The organism is Novosphingobium sp. P6W, from assembly GCF_000876675.2.
Taxonomy (GTDB): domain Bacteria; phylum Pseudomonadota; class Alphaproteobacteria; order Sphingomonadales; family Sphingomonadaceae; genus Novosphingobium.
This window is the reverse complement of sequence record NZ_CP030354.1, coordinates 452,110-464,958: the sequence shown is the minus strand read 5'-3', so window position 1 is coordinate 464,958 and position 12,849 is coordinate 452,110. Positions and strand designations below refer to the sequence as shown.

The following is a 12,849-nucleotide window of genomic DNA, read 5'->3' as shown; positions in this document are numbered from 1 at the left end:
CCCTGTCGCAGCAGACGTCCTCGACTTAGTGGAGCACGCTGTGATTGTGCGCGATCAAGCCGGCACAATTCTGTTCTGGAATGGCGCCGCCGAAAGGCTATTCGGTTGGTCTCGCATCGAAGCGGTTGGTAATCACGCCGATGAACTTTTGAACAGCCGTCCGTTTTTTGACGTGCGTACTCTGGGCGGCGATGGCGAAAGCAGCCTGGAAGTTGCACGTCTGTCGGCCGAACGCAAAACCGTGATCGTCATGTCTGAGTTCAAGGCCCGGTTCGGCTCGGACGGCGACCTGCGCTATGTCGTGGAAACCGCTCGCGATGTGACTCAAGAGCGAGGATCGAACCGCGCATTGAGAGAGGACGAAAAGCGCTATCGCAACCTCTTCCATGCGATGACCGCAGCATTTTTCGACATCGACCTTTCCAACAGTCTCGATCTGCTCGCCGAGATCAGCGCGGCCGCCGATGGCGATGTACGTTCGTTCGTACTTGAAAGGCCTCCCGTGTTCAAACGCTTGATCGAGGCCGCGCGGATCGTTGAAGTCAATGATCGCGTTGCGCAGATCCTCGGCTTCACAAGCGAAGACGGCCTTGAAACGCTAGCCCCGCTTTGGCCAGAGGACAGCAACGCGGTTTTTCTCGATACACTGCTGGCCCGCTCCAAAGGAATTCCCCGTCTTACGCGAGAAGTTCACCTGCGAACTCGATCGGGCGACGACCTCTATGGGGTTTTGACCGCTTGTCTGGCACCAGACGGGGTCGGCGAGGACCGGGTCCTGATCGGGATTGTCGATACGACCGAGCTACGGCATGCCAATGCGGAGGCCGAACGAAGCCGCGAACATCATCGCGCTCTATTTCACCATATGCCCATGGCCTTCCTTCGCGTTAACGGTGACGCGCTTAACGCCTATTACCAGGAACTGAGGCTTGCTCCTGGCACGGATGTTGCGGCTTTCCTGCTCGCCCATCCGACCGTCCTCGAGCGCGTGGGACAAATGTGCTTTATCGAGGAAGCAAATCCCCAAGCTGCCGTTCTTCTGGGAGCCGATGACCGGGATGACCTTGCCGGCGTGCCGATCAGCTTCGCCTGGCAGCATCGACCCGATACGCTAGCCCGCATTCTCGCTGCCGGCGTAGCCCGAACGGCCTTTGAGGAAGAAACCCAACTGAACACGCTCGACGGACGGATTGTCGATGTACTGTTCTCCAGCGCCACTATCCAAGAAAACGGGCGGCGATTGTCAGTCATTGGAATGATCAACATCGGCGATCGCCTCGAAGCTCAGGAAGCATTTGGACGCTTGCAGTCGGAATTCGCTCATGCTTCGCGAATATCCCTGCTGGGTGAACTGTCGGCCTCGATTGCACACGAGATCTCGCAGCCTCTAGCAGCGATCGCAACAACAGGCGCTACCGGCCTACGCTGGCTCGATCGCTTGGAACCGGATATCGAGCAGGCGCGTACGTCGCTCGACCGGATCGTAAATTCCGCGCGGCGAGCGAGCGGTATTATTGCCCGCGTAAGGCAAATGGCATCCGGTCGCGCACCGGTGATGTCGACGGAGCGGCTTAGCAACGTCGTAGCAGGTGCGCTTCAGTTGATAGAGGCGCAGGCGCGATCCCATCGTATCGAACTGGTTTTCGATGGGCCGAGCGGCGGCGACCTCGTCGACGTCGATCGCAGGCAGATCGAGCAGGTCACTGTGAACCTGGTTATCAACGCGATCCAGGCGATAGCCGGCGCAGAGACAGGCCCGCGCCTGATCGAAGTGACCGTCGCTGTGACGCACGAATGCGTTGAATGTACGGTCTGCGATAGCGGGCCGGGTATTCCCATCGATCGCCTCGATCATGTTTTCGAGAGATTCGTCTCAAGCAAGCCGGACGGGACCGGGCTAGGCTTGGCACTCTGCCGATCAATTATCCATGCTCATTCGGGCGAGATTTCAGTTGAGGGGCAGTCAGCGCTCAGCGGCGCGCTTTTCCGCTTCCATCTGCCGAGGCGTCGCGAGGCGAATTAGCGCAAACCCATCTCTTGAAGCATTCGCTGGGCAAGGATCGCTGCTGGCAGATTACCGCGAACTTCTGCAAGCGAGAGAGAACGGCCGATTAGCAACGCTGCACTCTCGACATTACCCACCAGGAACGATTGCTCGGCAATGAGGCGTAGCAGATCGGGTGTACTCCAGCATCGGTGCATGGGATCTTGTGCGCGCGCAACAGCCTCGTTGCATGCCAGCGATGGGTGCAAAGTCGCAAATATGTCCTGACGTTGAGGCCAACTTGTTCGGATACGCTCGACCAAACGGTCTGATGGGCATGCACCGGCAATTACATCGATTGTCTCACGAAGCATCTCGCCCCAAGTCGCCCAGTTTTCGAAATGGCGGCTCGCCACATCGATAAGGATCGAGGTGTAACGCTCAGCCCGCTCTGTTGCGCCCGCCCATAACGCCATCGGGATCACATGCTGCGCAAGCATCCAGCAGAAGGTGTGAGCCTGGCCTTCGTTCTCGCCGACCTCAACCGCATGAGCGCCAATCTCGAGGGCGACGTCCCGTCTACCCGCAAACCAATGCACTCTGCTGTCCATGCAGATTCGGATTAGCTTTTCGTCGGCCCCCCACGCGGTCACCGGTCGTGCGGTAGCTCCGGCGTTTGGCTGAACGATTTCACGGAAGATACGCTCCGCGCGACGGTGGTACCCAAGATCGTCGTAGCCACGGGTAATCACGCGCCAGCCTTGGTTGATCAGCACCGGATCCCCCAGACGTTTCGCAGTTTCTAGATAACGACGAGCGAAGACCAGCGCCTCCCGATGGTCTCCCCAGTGGGACGTCTGCGCGTGCAGATTCCACGCGGTATCCAACTGCCTGTCGAGTTTTTCTGTGTCGACCGCGATTCCGTACGCACGCTTGCCGCAGTTGATCCCGTCCTGGTTGGGACCACGGACAAAATAGAGAGCGATGGAGCGGCTGAACTCGAACTGGAGTTCGTCGGCACGTCTTTCAGGAGCGAACGTATGGACCGCCGCAATCGCGGCACTCAATTCGCTGGCATACCGGCTGATTTCGGAAAGAAGCAGCCAGGTCGGGAGCGCCACAGCGACAATATCGATGCCACAGGTGCGGTCACCATTGCCGCGCAGTGTCCATTCGAGCGCCACTGCAGCATCACTGCGTATACGATCCCAAAGCGCGAGCGTATGGGCGCTATCACTGCCCTGAGCCTCCCGCAGGCGTTCGAGGACATGGCGCGAGAGTGCATCGAAGGTCTGTTGACGGTCACCGCCCGCGTCCAGTTTTTGAAGCGCATAAGCCCGCGTCGTCTCTAGCATTCTCAATCGCCGGGGGCCGGCTTCTTGGATCATCGACTTCGCCAAGAGCCCATTAAGCGCGGCGCCGATCATGGCCTGCGACAACGTCAGGGGGGTCAATGCCACGACGTCGGCCGTTTCGAAGTCGGACGAAAATGCTGAGGCTGTGCAAAGTACGGATTGTTCGATTGGCGTGAGGAACCCGTAGCTCCAGTCCAGTACAGCGAGGAGCCCGGCATGCCGGCTTGAGACTGGAAGGTCGACATCCGCGAGCACCTCGAACCGCTGTGCGAGTTGCTCGATCACGTCCTCAATAGCCGTGGCGGCAACGCGCGCCGCTGCAAGCTCGATCGCGAGCGGTATTCCATCGAGCCGGCGGCACAAATCGGCGGCAGCCGATGCGTTCGCATCCGCCATCACGAACTCGGGATCTCGTTCGCGGATCCTTTCGATCAGCAGTTCGACTGCCGAGTGTTTGGCAACATCTGCAGCGCTGAGACAGGAACCTGACATGGGAACAGCTAGGGGCTCAACTCGGATCAATTCCTCGCCCGCAACGCGTAGTTCTTCGCGGCTCGTAGCCAGAACGCGGACGGCTGGAGCATTTTCCAGGATGGCCGATACAGCGCTGGCCAACCCAGCGGCGACATGCTCGCAATTGTCGAGGAGGATCAAAGTCGATCTGTCGGCGAGCAGCCGCATCACGGTTTCGCGCGGATCGCCAAGCGGTGTTACCCCCAGCGTTGCTAAAACCGTCGTCCAGAGAAAATCAGCGTCCGATATCCGAGCAAGGTCTAGAAAGAGGACTTCTGTTTGAGCAAGACGCTCCCAGACTGCGCCGGCCGCGAGGGCGACGCTTGTCTTGCCTACTCCGCCATATCCGACCAGTGTCAGAAGGCGGCCCTTCTGCAAACGAGCAACGGTTTGGCGTACGACCTCGTCCCGGCCAATCAACCTTTTCCGAAACTGAGGATGAGCCTGAACTCCTATGGCGGTGCTCCGGTCGTGGCGGATATCGTGATGCTGTTTTTTGGCCGTGGGTGTCACGCTAGCTTTCCATTGTGCTCAGGCGGCTGCATGAGCGACCGGAGAGGAACTGGCCCTGTCGAAAGGAGGTCACCGTTTGCCACGAAGGAAGTACCAGCATGAGCTGAGGATAGACGACCTCCAAGCCGAACATCACTAGACCAAAGTATGTGTTCCCATAAGCCAACCACTGACCCTTTTGATTGTCGACGCTTGGTGCCCCGCGCCAAAGCGCCCAGCCACCTCGGTCATCGGATAGACTGCCTGCAGACTGAGCGCTGAGACGCCTTACCTCTCCCAAAGAACCGAACCGCGCGCCTCATTCGCGCATCGTTCCGGTGTCCATAAAGCGTTGATGCCAAGATAGAGCCTCACCTGGCAGGGACGGCGCATGGCGACCAAACGACCCTGCCATTGCCCGTGCATAGTAGTCGCGCAGGGCATCCCTATAGTCGGGATGAGCACATTGTTGAATGACCAGGTCGGCTCGTTTGCGTGGGCTCAGGCCGCGTAGATCGGCCAAGCCTTGCTCGGTCACCAAGACACCGACATCCTGCAGGATATGGTCGACATGGGAAACCTGCGGCACGATCGCGGAGATGTTGCCCCCTTTGGCGGTCGAAGGGGTCATGAAGATCGAGATGTACGCGTTGCGGGCGAAATCACCCGAGCCGCCTATCCCGTTCTGGATCCGCGAGCCCATTACGCAGGTAGAATTGACCGCGCCATAAATGTCGGCCTCGAGCAGCCCGTTCATCGCGATGCAGCCGAGGCGCCTTATCAGTTCAGGATGGTTGCTGATCTCCTGAGGCCGAAGAATCATGCGGTCGTGATAGCGGCCCATATCTGCATTGATCCGCGCCGCCGCCTCCGGGCTGAGCGAAAACGCGGTTGCCGAGGCCATCCGCAACCGACCGCTGTCGAGCAGGTCCAACATTCCGTCCTGGATGACCTCGGTATAGGCCGTGAGGTCGTAAAACGGACCATCTACGAGGCCAGCGAGCACCGCGTTGGCAATGTTTCCTACGCCGGATTGGAGCGGCAGCAGAGACGCTGGTAGCCGTTCGCGACGGACTTCGTGGGAGAGAAACTCGAGGACATGACCTGCGATCGCGCGCGCGCTGGCGTCGGGCTTCGCGAAAGGAAGGTTGCGGTCCGGCGCATCGGTTTCGACGATCGCCACAATCTTGGCGGGATCGCACCGCAAGGTCTGCTGTCCGATCCGGTCATCCGGTCGAACCAACGGGATCGGCACGCGGTGCGGGGGAAGCGCGGTTCCGTAATAGACATCGTGCATGCCTTCGAGCGCTGGGTTCTGCCAACGGTTGACTTCGAGGATTACCGCGTCGGCTCGCTCAAGCCATGTCTTGTTGTTACCTACCGAAGATGACGGGATGAGGGTTCCGTCCGAGCGGATACCGGTGACCTCGACTACTGCGACGTCGAGATGCCCGAGAAAGCCTTGCCATGCCATTGGCGCAACTTGGCTTAGGTGCATGTCGAGATAATCCATCTCGCCCTTATTGATACGTTCGCGGGCCACGGGATCCGAGTTGTACGGCAGGCGCAGTTCAATCCCATCAGCTTCGGCAAGTGCCCCGTCGAGTTCTGGACCCGTCGAGGCACCGGTCCAGATGCTCACGCGCATAGACCGCCCCGCTTCGCGCTCTGCGCGGATACGGGCCGCAAGCGCGCCCGGCACTGCCTTGGGATAGCCGGACCCCGTAAAGCCACTCATCCCAAGGACCATGCCGTTCGAAATCAGTGATGCTGCGGCATCTGCGGGCATCACACGCGCGGCCAATTCCGCAGCGGCTATCCGGGTCTTCATCGTGTTTTTGTCCTTGTCGATGATGTTCGTCGAAGCGGCAAATGCGGCCTCCTCAGCGCGCGGTAGGTACCAACCCCGCGCCGCCGACAGCGGCGTCGAGCATGCACCGCGGGTGACAGCTTGCGCAGATCTACCCTAGTCGTTGCGTGGTCGAGCGCTTCCCATCCGTTCGTATGGCATACCCTAGACACTCATCCCAATCGCCCACGGGCCCTGTCCGGCTCTACTCGTTGACCGAGCTCGTGACGCCATAGCCGAGCATGGAGATGTAATATGGAACGCAAGGATCTGACGAACGCTGCGGGCGCTCCGGTTACCGACAATGTGAATATTTTGACCGCTGGGCCGCGCGGGCCCGCTCTACTGCAGGATGTATGGCTGCTCGAGAAGCTCGCCCATTTTGATCGCGAAGTGATCCCCGAGCGCCGCATGCATGCAAAAGGTTCCGGCGCGTTCGGTACTTTTACCGTCACGCACGACATCAGCCAATTCACCAAGGCTAAGCTTTTCTCGCAGATCGGTAAGAAGACCGAGGTGTTTCAGCGGTTCTCGACCGTCGCCGGCGAACGGGGCGCCGCCGATGCCGAGCGTGACATTCGCGGTTGGGCACTGAAGTTCTATACTGAGGAGGGCAACTGGGACATCGTGGGCAACAACACCCCCGTCTTCTTCTTCCGGGATCCTCTGCGGTTCCCGGACCTCAATCATGTTGTGAAACGCGATCCGCGCACTGGCCTTCGAAGCGCGCAAAATAATTGGGATTTCTGGTCGCTGCTGCCCGAAGCGTTGCACCAGGTAACGATCGTTATGTCCGATCGCGGGATTCCGCGCAGCTATCGCCATATGCATGGTTTCGGCAGCCATACTTATAGCATGATCGACGAGGCCGGCGCACGCGTGTGGGTCAAATTCCATTTCCGCTGCCAGCAAGGGATTGAAAACCTGACCGATGCGCAATCCGTAACCGTCATCGGCGAAGACCGCGAAAGCCATGGCCGCGATCTGCTCGAAGCGATCGACCGCGGTGAGTTTCCGCGTTGGCAGCTAAACATTCAGGTAATGACCGAGGAACAGGCCCGTCAGCACCGTCACAATCCGTTCGATGTAACAAAGGTCTGGCCCAAGGCCGAATACCCACTGATCCCTGTTGGCGACCTAGAGCTCAACCGAAATTCGGAGAATTTTTTTGCGGACGTCGAACAGGCGGCATTCTCCCCAGCCAACGTCGTGCCTGGTATCAGCTTCTCGCCGGACAAGATGCTTCAGGCACGCCTGTTCTCCTATGGCGATGCCCAACGGTATCGACTAGGCGTGAATCACCACAGTATTCCGGTGAACGCGCCGCGCTGCCCTTTCCATAGCTATCATCGTGACGGCCAGATGCGGGTCGACGGCAATCTGGGTGCGACCACCTCATATTTCCCGAACAGCAACGGAGTATGGGCTGACCACCCTGAGTTAAAGGAACCAGCGCTGGAGATTGGCGGCCTCGCCGACCACTGGGATCATCGGGTAGACGAGGATTATTATGAGCAGCCGGGAAACCTGTTCCGAAAGATGAGTGTACCAGAGCAGGAGCGGCTGTTCGCGAACACGGCACGCGCCATTGGAGGAGCGAGCGTAGAGGTTAAGATGCGCCACGTCGCAAACTGCGAGCGTGCCGACCCTGCCTATGGAGCGGGTGTAGCCGCGGCGATCGGCCTTGAGAGGCGTCACACCGCAGAGTGACCGACTGACGCGTGTGGCGTCTATTGTCATAGCATCCCATGGCTTTGCTGATGTCGGTCATTTCGGCCGGTTCGCTGAAAAAGATGCCGCGCTGCGCGCTATTCCTGCACGCGGGACGGTGAATCGCTCAGCAGAAACCTCTTAAGCATCCCGGGCCGACGGCGGCTTTGACCGGCGGAGGCCCGGGAAAATACGGAAGGTGGAGAGTTGATGCGGACTGAATATGAAACCCCGGGTGAGGGAAAACGCGAGCGTACGGTGAGTTGGCACGACCCGCTCCACGCCGCTTCGCTTGGAAACGGACTCTCAGGGCTCGAAATGATGCGCGGTATACGGGACGGTACATTGCCGGCGCCGCCCATGGCCTGCTTGATCGGATTTCGATGCGTGACCGCCGAGCCGGGAGAAGTCGCGATGAGCCTGGATTATGATCCGTCGCTCGAAAACCTGATGGGCATGGCCCACGGGGGTGTGGCGGCCACGATGCTCGATACCGCGATGGGGGGTGCCGCGAGCACTATTCTTCCCACCGGATCTGGCGTCGTCACGCTCGACCTGACGATCACCTATATGCGACCGACGACTGCACGACAAACGCCAGTCGTCGCCACCGGCCGCGTGATCAATCTCGGTCGAAGGACCGTATATGTCGGCGGCGATGTTCGAAGTCGCGACGGCGGGTTGGTCGCGCATGCGGTTGGCAATTTTTCAATCGTCGGTCCGTCGATCCAAGCCAGCGCTTCTAAGACGCAAGGGTAGTTTAATGTTGGCTAGGCATTCCGGTCTGTTTGACCTGCCCGATCCCCTACGAACGTATCGAACAGTACCGACCATCGGTGAATAGACGCGTTGCCGGCAGTGCGCCACACCGGCTTTGCCCCAAGGGCATCCTCTCCCAACTAGGGCCGATCGAAGATCGGCCCTTTTTTGTTATCGGATGGCGGCCCGCATCACTCCGGATTCTGTCCCGCCGGTCTGTATATTTATACAGTACGTCCGCTTTGACAGCTAATACAAGTGAAGCGTACCCGTCGACACGGACACGCTTCACATGTTGCAACGCTTTAGGTGCGACGAGATTGACGCGCTGGCGCTACTCAACGCGCCGTTGCTGCGGCCTCGATCAGCGATTCGACTTCAGCAGGGTGCGACACCATGATGGAATGCGACGCGCCTGGTACCACCACTGTCTTTTTTGCGTGCGAGCGTTCTGCCATGAATTTCATCGCAGCCGGCGGGATGTTTTTGTCGGCCGTCCCATAGATCGCGTAGTTCGGGATCGTCTTCCACGTTGCGGTCGTGGTCGGCTCGCTCAGCGCGGCCTTGGTCACGGGACGTTGCGTCGCTGCCATGACTGCGGCCGTCGCATCGGAAACGTCGCCTGCGAACTGCTGATGGAATTTGCTGCTCTCGACATAGAGATCTTCGCCCCCATTGGGAAGCGGAACGCTGGTCAAGGTGTCTCCCAGAGTGCTTCCGGGAAACTGCCCGCTCAGGCCCAGCGCGTTTTCGCCGACGTCTGGCGCAAAAGCCGAGACGTAGACGAGAGCCTTTACGTTGCCATTGCCCTCGGCAGCCGCCGTGATCACCGGGCCTCCGTACGAATGGCCGACGAGCACGACCGGACCCTGGATCGAATGCACCAGTGCCGCGATTGGTGCTGCGTCTTCCTTGACGCTGCGCAGCCCGTTGGCGGCCGCGATGACCCTGTAACCCGACTTCTCCAGTCGAGCGATGACGCCGGCCCAACTGGACGACCCTGCAAACGCGCCGTGCACGAGAACAATGACCGGACGGGGCGCGTCTTGAGCGACCGCCGGTAGACTGCTGGCGACGCCCGTGAGCGCAAAAAGCGCGAGTAGAAGTTTTCGCATTCACTTGTTCCTTCGAGTGTCGTGGACGCAGACGCGTCCCCGAGCGAGACTGGAAGGATCGCCTACCGCGCGTACCAGGGCCATCACGCATTGGTCGGGCTCGAATGATACGGTAGTATGGTGCCTGAGCGCTCTGCTGGCTCCGCAGCGGTATCCGTTGTAGGCGATCTGCTAGCGTTACAGCGGAGCGCTTCAAGCTCCTCGCCCCCAGCCCAGGGGAGCCCATACACCCGTATGATGGCCGCAAGAAGAGCCGCACAATATTACCTGTTACACGCAAGCGCTTCCGACTCGACGGACGAACCCGTCGGTTTCCTCACGGCAGCGGCAGCCAATCGGGCAGCGAATTCGCTTTAGCGGATATAACAGGGAGATAGGGCAGCGATGGCCGACACTGAAACCGCCGTGACGCTGTCCCGCGCACAATTCGCCTTCACGGTGATGTTCCATTTCGTATTCCCGAGCTTTTCAATCGGGTTAGCGAGCTACTTGGCCGTTCTTGAGGGTATTTGGCTGAAGACCGGCCAATCGGTCTATCTTGGACTGTTCCGCTTTTGGCTAAAGATCTTCGCAATAGTGTTCGCGATGGGCGTCGTGTCCGGCATCGTGATGTCCTATCAATTCGGTACCAACTGGGCCGTATTTTCCGATAAGACGGGAAGCATCATCGGTCCGCTGATGGGCTATGAAGTGCTGACCGCGTTTTTCCTCGAAGCCGGCTTTCTCGGAGTGATGCTGTTCGGCATGACCCGGGTCGGGCCTCGGCTGCATTTCGCAGCCACGGTTCTCGTCGCAATAGGCACGTTGATCTCCTCCTTCTGGATTATCTCGGCTAATAGTTGGATGCACACCCCGGTAGGCTTTGCGATGAACGCCGCAGGCCAATTCATACCAGTCGACTGGTGGCGGATCGTGTTCAACCCAAGCTTCCCATACCGGATCGTTCACACCGTGCTCGGCGCTTATTTGACAACCTCGCTAATCGTCGGCGCGGTCGGCGCCTGGCACCTGCTGCGCGACGCCGCAGAGCCGCACGCGCGTGTGATGTTCTCTATGGCAATGTGGATGGTCCTCATCGTTGCGCCGCTCCAAGCGATCGCCGGCGACACCCAAGGCCTCAACACCCTCGAACACGAGCCTGCCAAGATTATGGCTATGGAAGGTCATTTTGAGAGCCACCCCCATGGCGCGCCGCTTTATTTGTTCGGGATCCCTGACCAGCAGGCTGGCAAGCTTCGCTATGCGATCGGCCTTCCCAAAGTGTCATCGCTCGTACTGCGCCACGACCCAAACGCCCCCCTCGCCGGCCTTGACACGGTACCGCGCCAGAATTGGCCGCCGGTACCGATCGTATTCTGGTCATTCCGGGTGATGGTCGGACTAGGTCTTTTGATGATCGCACTCGGCGCTGCCGCTTTGATAGCGCGCACACGGGGCAAACTTTGGTCATCGCCTTGGCTGCACCGCTTCGCCCTGGCAATGGGACCAGCCGGGACCGTGGCCGTCCTGGCGGGCTGGACAACGACCGAAGTCGGACGCCAACCATTTACTGTCTACGGCCTGCTGCGGACAGCAGACTCAGTCTCGCCGCTCGCAGCGCCGGCGGTTGCAGCCTCCCTTGTGGCCTTCGCCATCGTCTACTTCGTCGTTTTCGGAACGGGTCTTTGGTATCTGCTTAAAATGATGAACAGGACACCGGAAGCAGGCGAACAGCCTGCGATTGCAGGCCTCAAAGGTCCAATCCGTACCGCTGGCATTACGCCCGCGCCTGCGGTGATCGTGGCAGCTAACACGGGGAGCACGAGCCATGAGCTATAGTCCCGATCTTACAACCACCTGGGCGTTCATCATCGCCTTTGCCGTTTTCGCTTATGTCGTCATGGACGGGTTCGATCTCGGGGTCGGGATCCTGTTCCCGTTTCTGGAGCGGGGAAGGTCCCGCGACAGCGCGATGAACTCCATTGCACCAGTCTGGGACGGAAACGAAACCTGGCTCGTACTGGGCGGCGGCAGCCTGATGGCCGCTTTTCCTCTGGCATACTCGCTGATCATGTCTGCGCTATATGCGCCGATCACTGCTATGCTGCTGGGCCTAGTTTTTCGGGGTGTCTCGTTCGAGTTTCGCTGGCGTGACCCCCGTCACCAACCCTTCTGGGATCTGGGCTTTTTCGCCGGATCAATAGTAGCAGCGCTAGCACAAGGCATGATCATCGGTGCGCTGTTACAGGGGATCCACGTGGCGGGCCGAAGTTATGCCGGCGGCTGGTGGGACTGGGCGACGCCGTTCAGCCTGCTGACGGGCGGCAGTACAGTGGCAGGATACGGGTTACTGGGCTCGACCTGGCTGATTATGCGTACCGAGGGCGCCATGCAGGAGCGGGCATATCGCTTCGCCCGGTGGCTGGCGATAACGGTGGTATTGTGCCTCGCGGGAGTGAGCGCGGCGACGCCGTTTTTGAAGATGGAATATTGGCGGCACTGGTTTGCGATGCCGGGCGTGCTTGCTACCGCACAGGTGCCGCTGCTGGTTGTAATCGGAACCGCGCTCCTCTTTCGCGGCCTTACGATGCGCCAGGAGCGTATGCCGTTTCTGATCTCCCTGGGCCTATTCCTTCTGTCTTTCATCGGCCTTGGAATAAGCATTTTTCCGGATATCATCCCCGGTGTCGTTACGATCCAGGCCGCAGGCGCACCCAAGAGCAGCCTGGAATTCCTGCTGGTTGGAGTGTGCATCATGGTGCCGATCATTCTAGCCTATACGGCATGGGCCTATTGGGTGTTTCGCGGAAAGGTCGGCCATGAAGGCTATCACTGAGCGAAACGGCAGCCTTTGGGGACGCCTTGCTTGGTTCGGCGGCTTGTGGGCCGGGGGCGTTGCAGTCGTAGCCCTCGTCGCGGGCGCGATTCGGTTTTGGCTATTTCGCGGGTTATAACTTTGATGCGGATTACCGATGCCGACCCGGCGGTCTTTTTCTTTTGTCTCGGGGTTCGGGCTGCCGTCATGCGGCGTATTCGCCGATACCGTCGCGGATCAGGGCGTATGTGCCGGCGCCCCTAGCCTTGTTCCTGAAC

Annotated in this window: 8 protein-coding genes; 5 read left to right on the top strand and 3 right to left on the bottom strand. The window is 59.6% G+C overall.

The genetic code is table 11. The features are described 5' to 3' along the window. The first annotated feature begins 40 nt into the window (after positions 1-40). A complete protein-coding gene (locus tag TQ38_RS27795; RefSeq protein ID WP_052505815.1) occupies positions 41-2,023 on the top strand; it encodes a PAS domain S-box protein in 1,983 nt (660 codons plus the stop codon). Here the strand turns inward: TQ38_RS27795 and TQ38_RS27790 are convergent. Together TQ38_RS27790 and TQ38_RS27785 are read right to left on the bottom strand one after the other, a co-directional pair. Then, positions 2,020-4,365 carry a hypothetical protein gene (locus TQ38_RS27790; protein WP_043976632.1) on the bottom strand — a complete coding sequence of 782 codons (2,346 nt, stop codon included), beginning with the start codon at positions 4,363-4,365 and terminating at the stop codon, positions 2,020-2,022. The genes TQ38_RS27795 and TQ38_RS27790 overlap by 4 nt on opposite strands. Before the next feature lie 298 nt (positions 4,366-4,663). Further along, positions 4,664-6,175 carry an acetyl-CoA hydrolase/transferase family protein gene (locus tag TQ38_RS27785; RefSeq protein WP_043976634.1) on the bottom strand — a complete coding sequence of 504 codons (1,512 nt, stop codon included), beginning with the start codon at positions 6,173-6,175 and terminating at the stop codon, positions 4,664-4,666. A 273-nt stretch (positions 6,176-6,448) separates the two neighbouring features. Between TQ38_RS27785 and TQ38_RS27780 the strand changes: the two genes are divergently transcribed. Together TQ38_RS27780 and TQ38_RS27775 are read left to right on the top strand one after the other, a co-directional pair. Next, positions 6,449-7,903 (top strand): catalase, encoded by a 1,455-nt coding sequence (locus tag TQ38_RS27780; RefSeq protein WP_043976637.1) that lies wholly within the window; start codon positions 6,449-6,451, stop codon positions 7,901-7,903. A 210-nt stretch (positions 7,904-8,113) separates the two neighbouring features. Beyond that, complete coding sequence (locus TQ38_RS27775) at positions 8,114-8,662, top strand: PaaI family thioesterase (RefSeq protein ID WP_043976639.1); 549 nt, start codon at positions 8,114-8,116, stop codon at positions 8,660-8,662. A 338-nt stretch (positions 8,663-9,000) separates the two neighbouring features. Here the strand turns inward: TQ38_RS27775 and TQ38_RS27770 are convergent, their stop codons facing one another. Continuing rightward, positions 9,001-9,777, bottom strand: coding sequence for an alpha/beta fold hydrolase (locus tag TQ38_RS27770; protein ID WP_043976641.1), 777 nt, complete (start codon positions 9,775-9,777; stop codon positions 9,001-9,003). Between the two features lie 384 nt (positions 9,778-10,161). Between TQ38_RS27770 and TQ38_RS27765 the strand changes: the two genes are divergently transcribed. Together TQ38_RS27765 and cydB are read left to right on the top strand one after the other, a co-directional pair. Continuing rightward, on the top strand, positions 10,162-11,595 hold the full coding sequence (locus TQ38_RS27765; RefSeq protein WP_043976643.1) for a cytochrome ubiquinol oxidase subunit I: 1,434 nt from the start codon (positions 10,162-10,164) through the stop codon (positions 11,593-11,595). Then, positions 11,585-12,592, top strand: coding sequence for a cytochrome d ubiquinol oxidase subunit II (cydB, locus tag TQ38_RS27760; protein WP_043976645.1), 1,008 nt, complete (start codon positions 11,585-11,587; stop codon positions 12,590-12,592). Before TQ38_RS27765 ends, cydB begins: the two co-directional genes overlap by 11 nt. The last annotated feature ends 257 nt before the right edge of the window (positions 12,593-12,849 follow it).

Coding starts and splice junctions, on each gene's coding strand:
- TQ38_RS27785 (WP_043976634.1), bottom strand. CDS start 6,175: ATGAAGACCCGGATAGCCGCTGCGGAATTGGCCGCGCGTGTGATGCCC.
- TQ38_RS27770 (WP_043976641.1), bottom strand. CDS start 9,777: ATGCGAAAACTTCTACTCGCGCTTTTTGCGCTCACGGGCGTCGCCAGC.
- TQ38_RS27780 (WP_043976637.1), top strand. CDS start 6,449: ATGGAACGCAAGGATCTGACGAACGCTGCGGGCGCTCCGGTTACCGAC.
- cydB (WP_043976645.1), top strand. CDS start 11,585: ATGAGCTATAGTCCCGATCTTACAACCACCTGGGCGTTCATCATCGCC.
- TQ38_RS27775 (WP_043976639.1), top strand. CDS start 8,114: ATGCGGACTGAATATGAAACCCCGGGTGAGGGAAAACGCGAGCGTACG.
- TQ38_RS27765 (WP_043976643.1), top strand. CDS start 10,162: ATGGCCGACACTGAAACCGCCGTGACGCTGTCCCGCGCACAATTCGCC.